At 38.7% G+C, this 17,230-nt stretch carries 16 protein-coding genes; 6 read left to right on the forward strand and 10 right to left on the reverse strand.

The window, feature by feature from the left end; translation table 11 throughout:
- Positions 1–521: 521 nt before the first annotated feature.
- The gene (locus GJU43_RS07010) at positions 522–1,085 is read left to right on the forward strand and encodes a Crp/Fnr family transcriptional regulator (RefSeq protein WP_154340076.1); all 564 of its coding nucleotides are present in this window, start codon (positions 522–524) and stop codon (positions 1,083–1,085) included.
- 170 nt (positions 1,086–1,255) lie between these two features.
- On the forward strand, positions 1,256–1,645 hold the full coding sequence (locus GJU43_RS07015) for a RidA family protein (protein ID WP_229655019.1): 390 nt from the start codon (positions 1,256–1,258) through the stop codon (positions 1,643–1,645).
- Positions 1,646–1,896: 251 nt separating this feature from the next.
- On the opposite strand, the gene GJU43_RS07020 is transcribed toward GJU43_RS07015, so the two are convergent.
- Positions 1,897–2,619 (reverse strand): AAA family ATPase, encoded by a 723-nt coding sequence (locus GJU43_RS07020; protein WP_154340078.1) that lies wholly within the window; start codon positions 2,617–2,619, stop codon positions 1,897–1,899.
- Positions 2,620–2,834: 215 nt separating this feature from the next.
- On the opposite strand from GJU43_RS07020, the gene GJU43_RS07025 reads away from it, so the two are divergent.
- Complete coding sequence (locus tag GJU43_RS07025) at positions 2,835–3,311, forward strand: TlpA family protein disulfide reductase (protein ID WP_154340079.1); 477 nt, start codon at positions 2,835–2,837, stop codon at positions 3,309–3,311.
- Between the two features lie 3 nt (positions 3,312–3,314).
- Positions 3,315–3,923: a thioredoxin family protein gene (locus GJU43_RS07030; protein ID WP_154340080.1), complete on the forward strand. Its 609-nt coding sequence runs from the start codon at positions 3,315–3,317 to the stop codon at positions 3,921–3,923.
- Positions 3,924–4,031: 108 nt separating this feature from the next.
- On the opposite strand, the gene GJU43_RS07035 is transcribed toward GJU43_RS07030, so the two are convergent.
- Entirely contained in the window at positions 4,032–4,277 is a 246-nt protein-coding gene (locus tag GJU43_RS07035) for a hypothetical protein (RefSeq protein ID WP_154340081.1), read from the reverse strand.
- A 302-nt stretch (positions 4,278–4,579) separates the two neighbouring features.
- Here GJU43_RS07035 and GJU43_RS07040 point away from each other — a divergent pair, with 302 nt between their 5' ends.
- Positions 4,580–4,960, forward strand: a complete 381-nt coding sequence (locus GJU43_RS07040) for a nuclear transport factor 2 family protein (protein ID WP_154340082.1) — start codon at positions 4,580–4,582, stop codon at positions 4,958–4,960.
- A gap of 67 nt (positions 4,961–5,027) precedes the next feature.
- On the forward strand, positions 5,028–5,606 hold the full coding sequence (locus GJU43_RS07045; RefSeq protein WP_229655015.1) for a Crp/Fnr family transcriptional regulator: 579 nt from the start codon (positions 5,028–5,030) through the stop codon (positions 5,604–5,606).
- Between the two features lie 4 nt (positions 5,607–5,610).
- On the opposite strand, the gene GJU43_RS07050 is transcribed toward GJU43_RS07045, so the two are convergent.
- The 8 genes from GJU43_RS07050 to GJU43_RS07085 all read right to left on the reverse strand — a co-directional run bounded on the left by GJU43_RS07050 (position 5,611) and on the right by GJU43_RS07085 (position 17,226).
- The gene (locus GJU43_RS07050) at positions 5,611–9,585 is read right to left on the reverse strand and encodes a two-component regulator propeller domain-containing protein (RefSeq protein WP_154340083.1); all 3,975 of its coding nucleotides are present in this window, start codon (positions 9,583–9,585) and stop codon (positions 5,611–5,613) included.
- Positions 9,586–9,753: 168 nt separating this feature from the next.
- The gene (locus GJU43_RS07055; RefSeq protein WP_154340084.1) at positions 9,754–12,618 is read right to left on the reverse strand and encodes a TIM-barrel domain-containing protein; all 2,865 of its coding nucleotides are present in this window, start codon (positions 12,616–12,618) and stop codon (positions 9,754–9,756) included.
- A 342-nt stretch (positions 12,619–12,960) separates the two neighbouring features.
- Positions 12,961–14,010 (reverse strand): alpha/beta hydrolase, encoded by a 1,050-nt coding sequence (locus tag GJU43_RS07060; RefSeq protein ID WP_229655016.1) that lies wholly within the window; start codon positions 14,008–14,010, stop codon positions 12,961–12,963.
- Positions 14,011–14,087: 77 nt separating this feature from the next.
- Positions 14,088–14,960 carry an AraC family transcriptional regulator gene (locus GJU43_RS07065; RefSeq protein WP_154340085.1) on the reverse strand — a complete coding sequence of 291 codons (873 nt, stop codon included), beginning with the start codon at positions 14,958–14,960 and terminating at the stop codon, positions 14,088–14,090.
- A 5-nt stretch (positions 14,961–14,965) separates the two neighbouring features.
- Complete coding sequence (locus tag GJU43_RS07070; RefSeq protein ID WP_229655017.1) at positions 14,966–15,367, reverse strand: response regulator; 402 nt, start codon at positions 15,365–15,367, stop codon at positions 14,966–14,968.
- Positions 15,368–15,372: 5 nt separating this feature from the next.
- On the reverse strand, positions 15,373–16,638 hold the full coding sequence (locus GJU43_RS07075; protein ID WP_370455530.1) for an ATP-binding protein: 1,266 nt from the start codon (positions 16,636–16,638) through the stop codon (positions 15,373–15,375).
- Positions 16,631–16,930: a circadian clock KaiB family protein gene (locus GJU43_RS07080; RefSeq protein WP_154340088.1), complete on the reverse strand. Its 300-nt coding sequence runs from the start codon at positions 16,928–16,930 to the stop codon at positions 16,631–16,633. The genes GJU43_RS07075 and GJU43_RS07080 overlap by 8 nt, the downstream gene beginning before the upstream one ends.
- Positions 16,930–17,226, reverse strand: coding sequence for a circadian clock KaiB family protein (locus GJU43_RS07085; RefSeq protein ID WP_154340089.1), 297 nt, complete (start codon positions 17,224–17,226; stop codon positions 16,930–16,932). Before GJU43_RS07085 ends, GJU43_RS07080 begins: the two co-directional genes overlap by 1 nt.
- Between the last annotated feature and the right edge of the window lie 4 nt (positions 17,227–17,230).

Genomic DNA, 17,230 nt, shown 5'->3' on the forward strand with positions numbered 1-17,230 from the left:
AATGTGCAGCAGCGGTGCTTTTATTGTCAGAGCTGCAACAAAATTAAAATGATAGCGCAGGCTGCTTTTTTAGGCTAATATTAGTTTATCTTGTTAATTATAAATTATTGATTATCATTTATTTTACGGTTTTAATTTAAAGTTATTGTTTGCTTTAAAAAAAAAGAAAATAAGTACTATTTTGTTTTTTTTTTTCGAAGCTGTTTTATGACTTTTTCGGCCCGTTTACTGTTAGCATCAAGAGTATAATTTTTTGCAAGGCCAGCTCTGTATTGAAGGCTATTTAAAAAGACGGACTTTTTACAAAATTTTGTTGTTTTTTTTGCTCCTTTAGCTTCCAAAACGGAAAGCCGATTTACTTCCAATTCGTTTTAAAAAGCTCTCTTTTGATTAGAAGTCTACTGCGAATTTTAAGACAATTAAATGGTTGCAAAAAAAAAACGGAGCTGTCCATAAAAAGAATATTTTTGCTTTTCCGGTACCTTTCTAAAATTTAAAAATTATCCATTTCCCAAAACCGAATGCATCAAAAACTAAGAGAACATATTGAGAAAATAATAACACTGACGGATGATGAATTTTCATTGGTACTTTCTCATTTTCATTTCCGAAGTTTTAAGAAGAAAGAATTTCTGATTGCCAAAGGCGACAGCAACGTAGAGTGCTATTACATCGTTTCAGGCCTTTTAAAGCTCGTTTACGGCGATGATAACGGAAATGAACACATTGTGTCCTTTTCGATGGAAGATTGGTGGGAAAGCGACTTTATAGCGTTTTTTACAAATTCGAAAGCCACGATGTCTCTTCAGTGTATTGAAGACACCGATGTTTTCTGTATTTCAATTGAAAATTATCAGAAGTTATGTACCGCATTGCAGAAGATGGAACATTTTCTTCTTAAAAAATCCAATGCAGGGCATATTGCCTCCCAAAGAAGAATATTATCTTTTTTAACTTCCAGCGCAAAAGACCGCTACGATTTGCTGCTGAAACAGCATCCTTCCTTATTTCAGCGGGTCAACAAAACCATGCTGGCTTCCTACCTCGGTGTTTCCCGCGAAACCTTAAGCCGGCTTTCGTCTTAATTTTCCTTTCCCGTTAGAAATTTGTGATGTTTGTCACGCGTTAGAATGCTTCAGTCGATTCAATTTTGCAGGTATAATTTAAAACTGTAAAAATGAAAAATGTAGTAAAGATTCTGGCAATAGCATTGGTAAGTGCTTTGCCTGTAATAGCCCAAACCAAAACCAACAAACTGGAAAAGAAGGTAATTAACCCCTGGGAATGGCAGGACAAACGAAGTTATGTACAGGCTGTAGAAGTTAAAAATCCGGCAGGAACGTTGTATGTTTCCGGGCAAACGGCAATTAATGCTGCGGGCATATCCAGTGATGCCGACATGAAATCACAATTGATTCAGACTTTGGGAAATCTTGAAAAAGTGATAAAGGAAGCGGGTTATGACTGTAAAAACATAGTGCGGCTAAATGTCTATACCACTTCAGAAGCAGAACTTTTTGCCTGTTTCGATATTTTTCAGGACTGGATCGCCAGACACGGGATCCGACAAACGAGTACTTTACTGGAAGTGAAGTCGCTTTTCGAAACCTTAAAAGTTGAAGTAGAGGCAACGGTCGTGAAGTGAGGTAACTAAAAATTATAATTTAAAATGAATTACAAAGTCTTCTGGTAAATCGCAGTCAGTGGACCGTGTACTATTTACCTGACAAAATGGCGCAAAAGGAATATAAACTCTAAAATTCGCGGACGAAGTTTACGTATAGGAGTGACGGAGCGGTGACGGAGAAATGACCTAAAAAAAGACCATGTCAAAAATGCAGTATTAGGGCGTCCGGTTCTTCAAAAAAATAAAAACAGCGTTTAGAAACAAGTATTCTAAACGCTGTTTTTTTTATGGGAAAGTTCCAATTCAGCAATGATTTGTTTTTTCATGAGGGTATGAGTGTAATCTTTGGCTTCGGCATACGAAATGTTATAATTTCGGGGAATGTCCTGCAGGTGAGAAGGAAAACGTTCCAGTACGTTGTCGTAATACAGATCAAGCTGCTCTTCGTCGGGCATTTCGAATTTCAGACGGATCTGAAATCTTCTCAATAAAGCGGTATCGATACTGTGGTAATGATTGGTAGCACAAATCAGTAAACTGTCAGACGGAAAATAATCAATCAGCTGGATAATGGTGTTGACAAGGCGTCTCATTTCGCCCACATCTTTATCTTCGCTGTCTCGGCTTTTTCCAATCTGGTCAAATTCATCCAGAAATAAAACAGCTTTTTCACGGATTGCTTTGTCAAACAGGGCTTTTACATTTCGGGAGGTTTCACCAATTCGGGCATTAATTAATGTGCTCAGGTTAATAATGACGATATTTTTGTTTAAAGCAGTGGCAATCGCTTTGGCGGTGGTTGTTTTTCCGCATCCCGAATGACCGTAGAGCAATATCTTATGGTCTGCTTTGAGATCGTATTTTTTTAATTCCTCCAGATACTGATGCTCTTTGATGGTCTGCGCCAGTGCGGTTTTGTTTTCAGCACTAAAAAATAAATCATTCAGCGCAATTTTTTCAGTATCGTTTACGGTAAGTTCGAACAGATTCATCAGGAGTTTTTATTTTTCGCAAAATTAAAGCTTATTCCGGAATATCTTCACTTAAATTTTAAGAGGCAGTAATTCACGCTGGCAGTTCCTTTATTTTGTTAAAATTGGATCTAATAGTATAAAATGCAGGATTTGATTGTTAAAAATATTTGAGTATTAGTTTATATTTGTAGGAAGTAATCCTGATATTCAAACAGTTATTACGCCATTATACCATGAAAATAAGAGCCTTTATAATTTGTATTTTTTTTCTTTGCTGCCCGGTAATGTGTTACAGTCAGAAGGTAAAGCTGCTTAGTGTTGATCAGCTGCAGGAAAGAATAAAAAACGGAAAAGACAGCACGTATGTGGTCAATTTCTGGGCGACCTGGTGTGCGCCGTGTATTAAAGAATTGCCCCATTTTGAAAAACTGCGTCAGGAATATCGATCAGGGAAACTGGCAGTGTTGTTGGTGAGTGTTGATTTTAAATCGAAACTGAATACAGCGGTGGTGCCCTTTGTAAAAAGAAAGAAGCTAACCAGTCCCGTTTTTCTTTTGAACGAAAGCAATCCGCAGGAATATATCGACAGGATCGATCCGTCCTGGTCGGGCAGTATTCCGGCAACCCTTTTCATTAAAAACGACAATAGAAAATTTATTGAAACCGAACTTACCTATGAGCAATTATTAACCGAATATAAAAAATTATAGATCATGAAAAAGTACATCACTATTATGCTGATTTTCACAGCGATTTTAGCTCAGGCACAAGGCAAAACGCTAAAAGCAGGGGAAGCGGCACCGGATTTTAAACTAAAAAATGTCGATAATAAAGACATTTCTTTCGAAAGTTATCCAAAAGCAAAAGGGTTTATTGTGGTATTTACGTGTAATACCTGTCCGTATGCCAAAGCCTATCAGCAAAGAATAATTGATCTGGATCAAAAGTTCAGACCGGAAGGTTATCCTGTCATTGCCATCAATCCGAATGATCCTGAAGCTTCAAAAGCAGATACTTTTGATAAAATGCAGGATCTGGCGAAAGAGAAAAAATATGCTTTCCCTTATTTATTTGACCAGGGGCAGGTGGTGACCGACCAATACGGCGCAAAACACACCCCGCATCTTTTTGTGGTTTCTAAAACGGCAAAAGGGACTGTCGTAGAATATACCGGAGCGATCGATAATGATCCGGAAGGAACTAAAACCGAAAAGACAAAATATGTGGAAGAGGTGATTACTTCTTTAAAAAACAATCAAAAACCTGCTATCACCGAAACTAAAGAAATTGGCTGTACGGTCAAAAGAAAGGCAAAAGCATAAAACTAAACCGATAAATGTTTTAGAAAACGTCTCATCATCTGAGGCGTTTTTTTTTGTGATACATTTAGATCACTCTGATTAAGGCACTTCAGACCGGATTACTGAATCTTAAGAATTGGCATCTATGATATTCTGTACAATGACGATAAAAGTTTCCGTATTTTTAATTTCCTGTTTCATGGATAATAAAACATGGTCGGATAATTTAAACTGTTCCATCATGTCTTTTTTCAGATATTTGATCATAGATTCCAGGCTTCTGGTATCGTTGCCTTTGTGGTTTTTTAGCTCCCGCTGTTTACTTTCCAAATAATCTAAAGTTCTTTTTAATCTCTGAACGTTTAATTTTTCCAACTTTTAGCTTCTTAAAATTTAATAAAAAAAGAAAACGATAATCAAGAGTGTGACAAATCCAATATGCTCCAAAAAACCTATTACCATTTGAATTTACCCCGATCAAGAGTACCGTTTTTTATACTTACGCTCAAATTGAAATTTTGGATTTGATTTAGGTTGAAAATTTTTAAACTTTTAATTTTAGCTTCCGACGGGAAGTTTTTTAATAGCATGAAAAAACAGTTTATTTATTAAACTAGTTACATTTTTTCCTGAAATAGCAGCTGTAGGTTTGTATCAAATTAAAAATATAAACCATTATGAATGCATCAGTAGAAAAAATGATTGAACAATATGTTTCCGCCTGGAATGAAAATAACCTGGAAGCGTATAAAGAAGAATTTGAAAAATGTTGGGCAGTTGATGCCGTTTACATCGATCCCTATTCAGAGGTGAATGGTCTTGATGAATTAGCCCGTTTTGCACAAAAATCTTTTGAAATTATGCCAACGCGGAAATTCAGTATTCTGGAAAAACCGGAGTTTCACCACAGCTTTGGAAAGTATACCTGGGAAGTGGATATTTCAGGGCGAAAAAATCACGGGTATGATTACTTTGAATTCAATAGTAATTTTGAGATTACCCGATTAATAAGTTTTTTTAAATTACCGGAAGATTATCCGCTTGACAGGCTTCTTTAAAGCATAAAAAACAGTGATTTACTTCTTATCCTTCAAAAGAGTCCTTACATTTAGCTTTTAAATTAAAATGATGCACGGACTCTTTTTTCAAAATATTGCCAGACACATTCAGCTGGATGCTGAAGAAGAAGCGCTATTGAAAGCGAAATTACATTGCAGGGCGGTTTCTAAAAATGAATCCCTTTTAAAGGCAGGTGAGCATAGCAAAATGATTTATTTTGTGACTAAAGGCTGTTTGCGCATTTACCAAAGCCATCAAAACGGGGAAGAAACCAATATTCTTTTTTGTCCCGAAAACTGGTGGGCTTCCGATGTTATGAGTTTTTCTACCGGAATTCCGGCTACGTATTCGATTGATGCACTGGAAGACGGAGAAGTAATTGGAATTGATTACAGGGATCTGGAAAAACTTTATATCCAGGTGACGAAGCTGGAACGTTTCTTCAGGATTCTGTTTCAAAACGGATTTGCCCTGTACCAAAATCGTCTTACACTGGCGTTGTCAACCTCTGCGGATGTCCGTTATGTACTTTTTAACCAACAATATCCAATGCTGAGGAATCGGATTTCTCAAAAGCAAATTGCTTCTTATCTGGGGATTACACCTGTTTTTCTGAGTATGATCAGAAAGCGACTGGTTTCTTAAAACCTTATTTCAGATTACGTACATATTCAGAAGGGGAGATTCCGAATTCATTTTTAAAATTAGCAGTGAATCGTTTAGGGGAATTAAAACCAACGGCATACGCAATTTCGGCAATCTGAAGCTGACTTTTTTCCAGCAGCTGTCTGGCTCTTTTCAATCGGACGGTCCTTATGAATTCCGCGGGGCCTTTTCCGGTAATATGCATTAATTTTTTGTATAAATGGGTTCGGCTCAGTCCTACGACAGCACTGAGTTCCTCTACTGTAAAATCCGGATTGGCGATGTTTTCCTCGACGGTTCTGATTGCTTTTTCTATTAATTGTTCGTCAAGCGAAGTAATCGTGATTTCACCAGGTGCAACATCCATTTTCTGGCTAAAAGCCTGATGCGATTTTTTGGTCCAGTCTAAAAATTTATCGATGCGGAGTTTAAGCAGATTAAAATTGAAAGGTTTGGTCAGGTAATCATCAGCACCCAGCATAAGTCCTTCTATTTTGTATTCTTCGGCAGTTCGGGCGGTAAGCAGTATTACGGGAATATGTGACCATTCTATGGTCGTTTTGATCTGGGCGCACAATTCGGTACCATTCATTTTGGGCATCATGACATCGCTCACCACAATATTGACATTATTTTGCTGTAATTTTTCCAGGGCCTCAAGGCCATCATGGGCAACGAGAACCGTATAAAATTCTGAAAGGCTTTCGGACATGAAGTCGCAGAAATCTTTGTTGTCGTCTGTAAAAAGCAATACCGGTTTTTCGTTGGCTCTCTTTTCAGGAATATTTTCCACTACCGGAATCTGTTCTTTGTTTTTTACTTTCTGAACCGGCAGCCTGAAGGTAAAAATGGTTCCTTTTGGGAAATTGTCCGTAACCGAAATACTCCCGCCATGCATCGTGATGTATTCGCTTACAATGTGAAGGCCAATGCCGCTTCCGGTATTTTCTTCGCTTTGTGCAGCCTGATAAAAGCGTTCAAAAATAGGTTTCTTGTCCTTTTCGGGAATTCCCTGACCCGTATCTGAAATCGAGACAGCCACCTGTTTGCCTTCGCGGTACAGGTGCAAATGGATGCTTCCTCCGTCCGGAGTATATTTAAAGGCATTGGATAACAGGTTAAAAAGTATTTTCTGGACTTTTACACTGTCAAATTTCATCATAAGCGTTTCCATTTCACTGGTATAAGTGAACTTCATATTCCGGTCTGTGGCATACGATTGAAAAAGGGAGCATCTTTCCTGAATGTAATACACAAAATCTCCTGAGGTAAGATTCAGGCTTTCGGTACCCACATCCAGTTTACGGAAATCCAGCAGCGAAGTGATCAGCGTCATCAGCTGCTCTACATTTTTATAGACAATCGCCAGCTTGGCGCGAAGGCTTTCTTCGAGTTCCTTGTTCAGAATGTTTTGAAGCGGGATCGTAATCAGTGTCAGCGGTGTTCTCAGATCATGGCTGATATTCGTAAAAAACCGCAGTTTCATTTCATTCAGATTGATTTGCTGCAAATGCTCCAGTTGTATGCGCTGCTGCTCCAGTTCTTTTTGATGTTTTTTCTTCGTATAACTGATAACGTATACTGCAATGGCTGCGATTGCCAGTGCATAGAAGAGAAACGCCCAACCTGATAAATAGAAGGGTGGAGTGACCGTAATGGTTAAAACAGCCGGTTTTTCGTTCCAGATTCCGTCGCTGTTGGAGGCTTTTACCAAAAGGGTGTAAGTGCCCGGAGCAAGTGATGAAAACTCAATTTTATTTTTTTCTGTCGGAAGCCATTGATTGCTGAAGCCTTCCAGTTTATAGAGATAGCTCACTTTATCGGCATTGACCAAATCAGACGTCGTAAACTGAATAGCAATTAACTGATCGTCATGGCTAAATGTAACTTCAGAGGTCTGCTCCATGGATTGTTTCAGTAAGCGATGCCCGTTATAAAGCGAATCTACCTGAACGGGTACATTACCGAGGCTTAGTCCGGTAAAAATGACCTGTGCAAGAGGTTTGCTTTTTTCTGCCATTTTATTCGGGTTTACAGTGGTATATCCTTCTGTTCCGCCCAAAAGAATGTCTCCGTTCCGGAGTTTGTAAATCCCGTGGGTGTTGAAGTAATTGTCGTGAAGTCCGTCTTTGGTTGAAAAGTTCCTGCTGCTTATTTTTAAGATGCCTTTTGCATTGGGTTCAACCGTCAGTACCGATAATCCGTTGCTTGTCGTGACCCAGATGTGCTGGTGATTGTCTTCAATAATTCCTTTTACAATATTGTCAGACAATCCATTGGTCTTGTCAAAATAGTAGACGGTATCTTTTTTGGTATCCCAGACCGATACCCCTTTAGAATGCCCCAGCCAGATATTATTCCGGGTATCTTTATAAACACTGGAGGTAAATATTTGCCTGAATTTTTGGGTTTTGCTTTTGTTTCCCGAAGCTTTGACCTGATGTCCGGTCAGAATATCAATACTGAAAAGCCCGCTGTCTGTGCCAACGTACAATAGGTCTCCGTTGTCATAAAACATATCCAGGGTAAATTCGAGGCCTTTGACTGTTTTGGCTATGGTTTCAAAACGGGTTGCACCGTTTCTGAGGCATTGAATGCCGTGTCCGAGTGTACCAATCCATATGTTGCCGTAACGGTCTTCTTTTAGATTCCAGATGTCATTCGAGTTTAAAGTGCTGTTTTCTTTGGTAAAATGCTGAAAGCTTCCGTTTTCATAGCAAAATAAACCGTTTAAGTAGGTGCCAATCCAGATTCTTCCCTTTTGATCTTCCAGTAAGGAAACAATTACATTGCTCGCCAGAGGCATTTTCCTGATTGTATTTGCAGCGGATTTTTCCTTGAAATACAGACCGTTCCCATCGGTTCCCAGCCAGAGATTTCCTTTTTTATCTTCCAGGAAAGTGCTGACGTCCTTACAGTCCTGTAATTCGATATTCACGAGATTGCCAAAACTGGCATTATAATACGAAATTCCTTTTTTGTTGTGGCCCGCCCAAATGGTTCCGGTATCATCTTTATACAGACAGCCGATATTATTGGATGCGATAGAAGCAGCGTCATCCGGGTTGTGGGTAATGTGGGAAATGCTGCTGTTTTCGGTGTTAAAGATAAAAATTCCCTGATGGTCTGTGCCAATCCATACCTTGCCGTTTCCGTCATCTTTAATATCGAATATGACATCGCTTTGTACATTTACGGTATTGCTGACCGCGATTTTTTTCCATCCGGCGTGGATGCTTTTTTGATAATAAAGCGCCGCGGTATTCGAGAAAAGCCACAATCCGTTTTGGGAATCGACATAAATTTTATTCTTTTTGTTCTGAATATTCTGTGCTACAGCATCAGGCAGTTTAAAAAGTGATTCCTTTCCGTTTCTTTTGTCTGTTTTTAAAATAGTTCCGGATCGGAGCACTCTAAAAATAGAATTGCCGTCATCGCCTAAAAATACAGTGGCAGCGTCGTTTATTTTTTCTTGGGAGGTAAAGGTTTTTAAGACTTTTTTACGGGTGTCGTACACAAAGATTTTGTTTTTGGACAAAACCCATAAGTCTTTGTTTTTATCGACGTAGATTTTATAATTTTCATCCGTTTTAATCCCCAAATCTTTGAGTACATTCGGAATATCGCTTCTGAAATTATCTTTATTACGCTGATAAACAATATAACTGGCTTCGGTACTGATCCAGATATTCCCCAGGCCATCTTCCTGTAAGTCACGAATATCGTCGTTGATGATGGACGAAGGTTTATCAGATTTTGTAGAATATATTTTAAATCCGTAGCCGTCATAACGGTTCAGGCCTGATTCAGTCCCAATCCACAGAAAGCCGTAACGGTCTTTTAAAATACTTTTTATTGTACTGTTCGAAAGTCCGTCGTTTGTTCTTAAATGATGAAACGTATACGATTGTCCCACAGCATCCAGACAGGCCATGAGTGACAGAAAAAATACGTAAAGGAATCGGTTAAACGGTTTCATTTAAAAGTAAGCAGCTTTTGGAAGCACAATATAGGATAATATTTCAAGAACTGTGTTTTTTGCGAAATCCTTCCAAAGGTATAAAGCAGTGCGGAATACTGCCAGAATTTTGGTTTTTATTTCATAAAAAAAGAGGCTTATACTAATGCGTATAAACCTCTTTTGATCTTATTTCAGCTTTACGGTTTGCTGATTTCCGTTGTAACTAATTTCTTTTCCTGTGGCATCGTAGGTAAAAGCCTGCGGTTTATCTTTACTGACGGGTACAATCACGAATTTACGATTTTGAATCATTCCGTCGAATTTTCCTTTTTGCGCCCCAATGGTCAGGGTTCCGGAAGCTTCATTGTAATTAAAAGCGATATTCGAAAAGCTTCCTTTTTCGTAGTTGTAATTTTCGTTTTCATCTTCATACAAGGTGAATTTTCCATCTTGTCCCATGTAAACGTAAAGTACAATTTTGTCCGCTTTTTTCTCTGTGCTGTATTGCATTTCAGGTCCAACCGGAATAATTGATCCTTCGCGAATGAATAACGGGATGTGCTCATAAGGTGCATCCACATTGAGTTGCTGCCCGCCTGTAATATAACGTCCGGTATAGAAATCGAACCAGTTGGTGCCTTCCGGGAAATATACATTGCGGCTACGGGCTTCGTATTTATAAACCGGGCAAACCATAAAGGATGGTCCGAACATAAACTGATCGCTCAGGTTCTGTACTTTTTTATCGGCTGCAAAATCCATAAACAAAGGTCTCATGATGGTATAATCGTCAAAGTACGTCATTCCCGCCATGGTGTAGATGTACGGCATTAGTCTGTAACGCAAGTTGGTATAATACAAAATAGACTGGTAAGCCGGATGCGTATCAGGTGCTATGTTCCAGGGCTCGCGGTACGGAAATTGGCCGTGTGCTCTGTATAAAGGAGCGAAGGCACCAAACTGAAACCAGCGGGTATTTAATTCTCTCCATTCTTTATAATCGGCATTTTCCTGGCCATTTTTGTCGTATTGCTGCTGTCCGCTTACATATCGGTCTTCCACACAGAAACCGCCAATATCCATCGTCCAGTACGGAATACCGCTTACCGCGAAATTAAGTCCGGCAGAAATCTGAGCTTTCATATCTTCCCAGCGTGTCGCAATATCACCACTCCAGGTGGCTGTAGAATAGCGCTGTAAACCTGCAAATCCGGATCTTGTCAGCAGAAATACTCTTTTGTTGGGTTCCACGCTGCGTTGTCCGTCATAGATGGCTTCCGCGTTCATTAAGGCATAGGTATTAAAGAATTCGGTAGAAGAACCCAGCGCTGTTGGGCCGCATAACGCTTTTCGATACTCCATATCGGTACAATCCAGTACGTTTGGTTCGCTGGCGTCCATCCACCAGGCATCGATTTTTAGCGGGTATAAGTTATCATAGATTTGTTTCCAGAATAATTTACGGGCACCACCGGAATAGGCATCATAAAAAGATCCGACATAACCAGGGCCAACCCAGTCCTTAACGTTGTCTTTTATGGCTTGCTGGTACATCCAGCCTTTTTCATCAAATTCCTTGAAATGTTCGGTTGTTTTGTAAAACTTCGGCCAGACTGAAATCATCATTTTTCCGTTCAGAGCATGAATAGAATCGACCATTCCCTGTGGATCCGGGAAACGTTTTTTGTCAAATTCATGGCTTCCCCAGGCATCTTCTTCCCAGTAATTCCAGTCCAGGACAATATTATCAATCGGAAATTTACGTTTTCTGAATTCTTTCAGATTACCGACAATTTCATCCTGTGTTTTATATCTTTCGCGGCTTTGCCAGTATCCCATGGCCCATTTTGGCATAATCTGGGATTTCCCTGTTAAGGTACGGTAGCCTTTAATGACTTCGTCTGCAGAATTTCCGTGCACGAAATAATAATCGATTTTGGGTGTCATTTCGCTCCACCACACCTGATTGTTTTTTTCTTCTGCCGGCTGAGGCGTCAGTACCCGTAAACCGCAATAAGAAGTTCCGCCATCCGGTTTCCATTCAATGCGCAAGGGAACGCGTTTTCCGGCTTCTAACGGCAAAGAGAATTTATAACTATTCGGATTCCAGGCGGTTCTCCAGCGCTCCGGAACAACTAATTCGTTGTTTAAGTAGACTTTTACATATCCGGCATAATACAACGTAAACTTATACGTCCCGTTTTCCGGTGCTTCAATTAATCCTTCATACGTAACGTCAGCTTTTTTTAAAGGGAAATTTTGCGGTAATTTTTTGATGCTTTTAATGTCTTCAAAGAAAATAGATTCTTCTTTGCGCTCGATGTCTTGCACGTCTTTGACATTAGAAACATATGTTCCGGTCAAAGCACCGGGATTTCCTTTTTTATCGTATAATTTAAAAACGGTATTCAATTGTGCATACGGACGGCTTTCACCAAAACGGCTCAAAGAATAACTGTCCCATAAAACACCGTAGTTTTTATTCGAAACAATAAAAGGCACGGAAACTTTGGTATTGTATTGAAACAATTCTTCATTTTTACCTTTGTAATTGAATTCATCAGCCTGATGCTGCCCCAGTCCGTGGAAAGCTTCATCCGCAGGGGAGTCAAAGATCTGGCGAACCGTGTAGCCTTTGGTTCCTTCTACTTCAATCGGCGTGAAATTTCGTCCTCCGCCTGCTTTTTCGGCTAAAATGAGTTTTCCGTCTTTGTCTCTAAAGTTGATTCCGCCATTTATTTTAGAAACCATCACTTTCAGTCGTGCAGTGACTACCGAAATAGAATCGGCAACATTCGTTTCTACTTTATAAGGAACTTTTGATTTTCCGGCGACAATTATCAGTGAAGAATCTTTTGCGAAGGCAGCATCAGGAGTTGCCGAAACATGTATGAGTTCGTCCTGCAGTACCTGGATACGTACTTTCTGCACATCTGTCTTGGTGTTTTGTTTCACGCTTACAATGATGCCGTCGTCTATCGTCTGATATTGCTTCACCGAACAGGAAGCCAACAGCGTTGCAGCAAATAAGAAATGTATTTTTTGGCGCATGGTTAAATAGTGGTTTTAGTAAAGTTTTAAGGTAACAAATTTCAGTATAAAAATTTTATTTAGGGTATGTGTATGTTTTGAAGAAGGTATCATGATGAATTATTTACCTGGTTTCCGGAGCGAAAATCCTTTAAATGCCGTCTCTTTTTGGGATTGTGGAAATACTAATTATTTCTCCGGTTTTTGATGTAGCAACAGGCCAAAAGTGTTGCCGCATAACTTTTGAATTTCCACTGGGGTTTGTCGGAGTAATTAATCTGTTGCATTATTTTGAATATTAAAAAGGAAAAGGGAATAGCTTTTTTAAACTATCCCCTTTTAAAATCTTAATTTTTGTATGGCTTATTTCAAAGTAGTTTTGATCACTACAGCAGCTTGTTCAACGGCAGTTTGTACAGCAGGTACATTCGCAATTGGATTAAGAAGACCGTAGTCGTGAATCAATCCTGCATATCTTGTTAGTGTTACCGGAACTCCGGCTTCGTTTAGTTTTCTGGCGTACGCTTCGCCTTCATCTCTCAAAACATCATTTTCAGCAGTTTGCACCAGTGCAGGAGGTAAGTCTTTCAGTTGGGCTAAGCTGGCCTGCAACGGAGAAGCGTAGAGTTCTTTTCTTTTGTTGGTGTCAGGTAAATAATTGTCCCAGAACCATTTCATCATGTTTTTGGTTAGGAATCTTCCGTTTGCAAAAGAATTGTACGATTCAGTTTCAAAATTAGCATCGGTTACCGGCCATAATAAAACCTGCAGTTTAATATGCGGTCCTTTTTTGTCTTTTGCCATTAAAGTGATCGCTGCTGTCATATTTCCACCCACACTGTTTCCTGCTACGGCAAGATTTTTACCATCCACACCAATTTCTTTTCCGTGTTCTGCTACCCATTGTGTGGCGGCGTAAATTTCATTGATGGCCACCGGATATTGTGCTTCCGGAGAAGGAGTGTAATCCGGGAAAACCGCAACGGCACCACTTTTTACAACTAAATCACGAACCAGTCTTCTGTGGGTAGGATAGTCTCCTAAAACCCATCCACCACCATGAATGAAGATAAATACGGGCGCATTGGCTTTAACTCCTTTTGGTTTTGTAATGTGAATTTTAACGTTGTATCCGTTTTGTGAAATTACTTTTTCAGATTCATCGATACCGGAATAATCAACTTCTACCGATTTTTGAGCGCCAACCAGGACATTTCTGGCATCAGAAACACTTAATTGTTCTAATGGTTTTCCGTCACCTGAATTTAAAGCTTTTAAAAACGAACGGACTTCTGTAAAGACCTGAGGATCATTTTCTCCTTTAATTTGTCTTTCTTGTGCTGTAGCCATTGTGTTTATCATAAACAATGCTGCAATAAATAAACCTTGTGGTAATAATTTAATAGTTTTCATATCTTTTATGTTTTATCAGTTATAATTTGATAGGGCAAAGATATGGCGGTAGTAAGGTGTTAAAAATAGATAAAAGTCTATTCTAATTGTACATTTTTCCCTTGAAGGTATTTTTTTCTGAAATTGGAAGGAGTGTCGCCAACTTTATTGGTAAAAAGCCGGTTAAAATAAGCCGGATCATCATATCCGAGCTGGTACGCAATTTCTTTTACGCTTAAAGAAGAATAGCCTAAAAGCCTTTTTGCTTCCAGTATGATTCTGTCTTTAATAATATCGTTGGGCTGTTTAAGTTCCAGACGATTGAATTTATTGGATAGTGTTTTTGGGGCTACGCCAAGAATATCAGCATAATCTGCCACGGTATGTTTGTTTCTGAAGTGAATTTCGACCAGGCGGCTAAAATCCCTGAAGAAATCCATTTCCCGTGAAGGTTCATTATTCAGAGCGCCTAATTGCTGTACTTTCCAGATTCGGGTTGCTTTTATGATAAGTTGTTTCAAATAGGTCCGGATCATTTCTTCCTGCGAAGCGTCGGGAGCATCAAATTCTTCCTGAATCTGATTGTAAATTCCTTCCACAAATAAAACTTCCTTGTCGGGCAGGGCTGTCATGGGCATTTCGAAAATATTATTAAATAATAAACCATCGCAGGCCACTTCGGCATCGTGAATTTGTACGCAATAAAAATCACGGTTATAGTACATGAAATAACCCTGCGTTTTTCCCTCTTTTTCAATTTGCAGATACTGATTGCTATTGATAAAAAACAAGGAAGACGCAGTGGTTTTGTACTGTTTAAAATCGATGGTTACAGAACAATCCTCAGGTAAATAAAGCACTTTAATGTAAGGCTTATAAGCATCAGTATTAATTTCGTCAACAGCATCCTGACTGAGCACCATAAAGCCCAGTTTTTTATAATTGGATTCGAAAAAATTCAGGGTTTTCATTACGATTATTCTTGTGCTATAATACTAACAATGTTTTTTGGAATCTCTTCAAAAGCTTCAAAAGAATACGGTTTGATTAAATACGCTTTTACGCCCAGTGAATCACATTTTTCTTTATAGGACGGATTTATGCTGGTCGAATATACAAAACACGGAATCGTTTTTAAATTAGTATCATTTAAAATCTCTTTCAGCGCTTCAATACCATCCAGTATGGGCATATTTATATCGGTAAGAATCACATCGGGAACGGGATTAGAAACGTCTTTGAGGTAATTCAGAAGCTCTTCACCATTGTTTACAAGGCTTACTTTTCCAAAATCCGGGTTTTTATTAAAAGTCTCGTACATCACTTCAGCATCATCGCTGTCGTCTTCGGCAATAACAATATGGAGGTTATTTAGCATCGGCATTATACTATTGGAAAAAAAAGATTAAAGGTGGTTCCATGGTTCAATTCACTTTCAACAGTAATATTTCCCGAATGGTTTTCCATTATTTTTTTACAAATCGCCAGACCAATACCATTACCGGAATATTCGGTTTTAGCATGAAGGCGCTGAAATATAGTAAAAATTTTTATAAGATGGTTTTGTTCCATTCCAATGCCGTTGTCTTTGATTTGAATTTTTACAAATTTAGTGGATTGATTTGGTATTTCGGATTTAAAATTTTCTATTTGTGAAATTTGAATAACCGGATGGACTTCTTTTTTGCTGTATTTAATGGCATTTGAAATAAGATTAGAAAAAAGCTGGCGCATCTGTACTCTTGAGGCCCTGATCAAAGGGAGTTTTCCCACTTCAATAGAGGCATTCCTGTCGCTGATTATTACTTCTAAATCATCTTTAACTTCAGTAATTATTTCTGCCAGATTTATTTCCAGACGTTCTTCCTGTGCTGTGTGGGAAGAATAGCGTACCAGATCATCTACAAGCGAATTCAGACGCAATGCGGATAATTTCATTACATTCATGGATTTAGCATCCATTTCTGAAAGATAACTCCCGTCAATTTTGGTATTGTGCATAACGATTTTTCGAAGCGGCTCTTTAAGATCATGTGAAATTACATGAATAAATTCTTCGAGATTGCTGTTAATCCTGTTCAATTCAAGAATTTTTCCCTCCAGTTCTTTCTGATGCTCTATTAATGCCTTTTCATGCTTTTTCTTTTCGGTTAAATCTGTAATCACAATTCCAATTCCCTGTACTGATGGTTCAAGATCTGTTAAGGCAATATAAGCCGGAAAAATAGTCTTCTCATTTTCGGTTTTAAACACAATTTCGTGTGTGGTAACACCATATTTCAGGGCTTCTATTAATGGGGTAAAGTTTTCCGGATTATCGAAATATTCGTACAGATAGTTTCCAATTATTTTTTCAGATGGCAGGTTTACAAGCTTTGCAAAGTAATCATTGCAGTATAAAATAAGTCCGTTTTTGGAAATACTTAGTGCGCCCTGTCCAAATTTCTCTATTAAAAGTCTGAAAGTGTAATCGGCGGTCTCGAGCGAATAAAGCTGGGGAATTCCATTGGTATTGACTACTAATGCATCAACGTCTCCTTGTTTTATGGCATCGACAATGCCATTGGCTTCATAAAGTTGTTCCTTCAATGAAGCTATTTCTTCCAATAAGGATTCTATATTTTTATTGTTATATTCCAAATTATTCACTGATATTTAGTATCCGTAACACCTTTTGTTTATCTGATAAATCTCCCAGTATAATTCTTTTTGGTGCAGGATCTGTTTTTATTAATGTGGGCACCGCTACAATCTGATAAATTAAAGCCTGTTCTGTGTCACGGGTGATGTCTATAATTTCCAGTTCGTAATTATTTGCCAGATACCTGTCACAGATTTTGCGCAGGTTTTCTATGGCATGTCCCGATTTTAGAGACATGCCCGAGACAAAAAGCATAAATTTATGTTTGCTTATATTTGTGCCGCCGGCGGAATCATCCATTAGTGAGAGATTACAGGTTTGATATTAAGTCCGACAAGTACTCTTTCCTCGTTAGAAAGATCTCCTATTATTTTACGGATGGGTTCCGGAAATTTTCTAACTAACGTGGGTACTGCTAAAATTTGATCACCTTCTGCCAGTTGCGGACTTTTAAGTAAATCAATAATTTCAATACTATATTTACCTGCCAGATGTTCTTCGGCATATTTTTTTATGTTTTCGAGTGCTGTTATTGACTTAGGCGTTTGTCCCGCTATATAAAGCAATAACTGCCATTCTGCGACTTCCTTTTTCATATGA

The sequence above is a fragment of the Flavobacterium sp. LC2016-23 genome (assembly GCF_009674775.1).
In the GTDB taxonomy this organism is placed as follows: domain Bacteria; phylum Bacteroidota; class Bacteroidia; order Flavobacteriales; family Flavobacteriaceae; genus Flavobacterium.

Excerpts from the sequence above, each read along its gene's own strand:
- GJU43_RS07030 (WP_154340080.1), top strand. The coding sequence starts at position 3,315 with ATGAAAAAGTACATCACTATTATGCTGATTTTCACAGCGATTTTAGCT.
- GJU43_RS07055 (WP_154340084.1), bottom strand. The coding sequence starts at position 12,618 with ATGCGCCAAAAAATACATTTCTTATTTGCTGCAACGCTGTTGGCTTCC.
- GJU43_RS07065 (WP_154340085.1), bottom strand. The coding sequence starts at position 14,960 with ATGAAAACCCTGAATTTTTTCGAATCCAATTATAAAAAACTGGGCTTT.
- GJU43_RS07010 (WP_154340076.1), top strand. The coding sequence starts at position 522 with ATGCATCAAAAACTAAGAGAACATATTGAGAAAATAATAACACTGACG.
- GJU43_RS07080 (WP_154340088.1), bottom strand. The coding sequence starts at position 16,930 with ATGGATGATTCCGCCGGCGGCACAAATATAAGCAAACATAAATTTATG.
- GJU43_RS07050 (WP_154340083.1), bottom strand. The coding sequence starts at position 9,585 with ATGAAACCGTTTAACCGATTCCTTTACGTATTTTTTCTGTCACTCATG.
- GJU43_RS07085 (WP_154340089.1), bottom strand. The coding sequence starts at position 17,226 with ATGAAAAAGGAAGTCGCAGAATGGCAGTTATTGCTTTATATAGCGGGA.
- GJU43_RS07020 (WP_154340078.1), bottom strand. The coding sequence starts at position 2,619 with ATGAATCTGTTCGAACTTACCGTAAACGATACTGAAAAAATTGCGCTG.
- GJU43_RS07045 (WP_229655015.1), top strand. The coding sequence starts at position 5,028 with ATGATGCACGGACTCTTTTTTCAAAATATTGCCAGACACATTCAGCTG.
- GJU43_RS07040 (WP_154340082.1), top strand. The coding sequence starts at position 4,580 with ATGAATGCATCAGTAGAAAAAATGATTGAACAATATGTTTCCGCCTGG.
- GJU43_RS07025 (WP_154340079.1), top strand. The coding sequence starts at position 2,835 with ATGAAAATAAGAGCCTTTATAATTTGTATTTTTTTTCTTTGCTGCCCG.
- GJU43_RS07060 (WP_229655016.1), bottom strand. The coding sequence starts at position 14,010 with ATGAAAACTATTAAATTATTACCACAAGGTTTATTTATTGCAGCATTG.
- GJU43_RS07070 (WP_229655017.1), bottom strand. The coding sequence starts at position 15,367 with ATGCTAAATAACCTCCATATTGTTATTGCCGAAGACGACAGCGATGAT.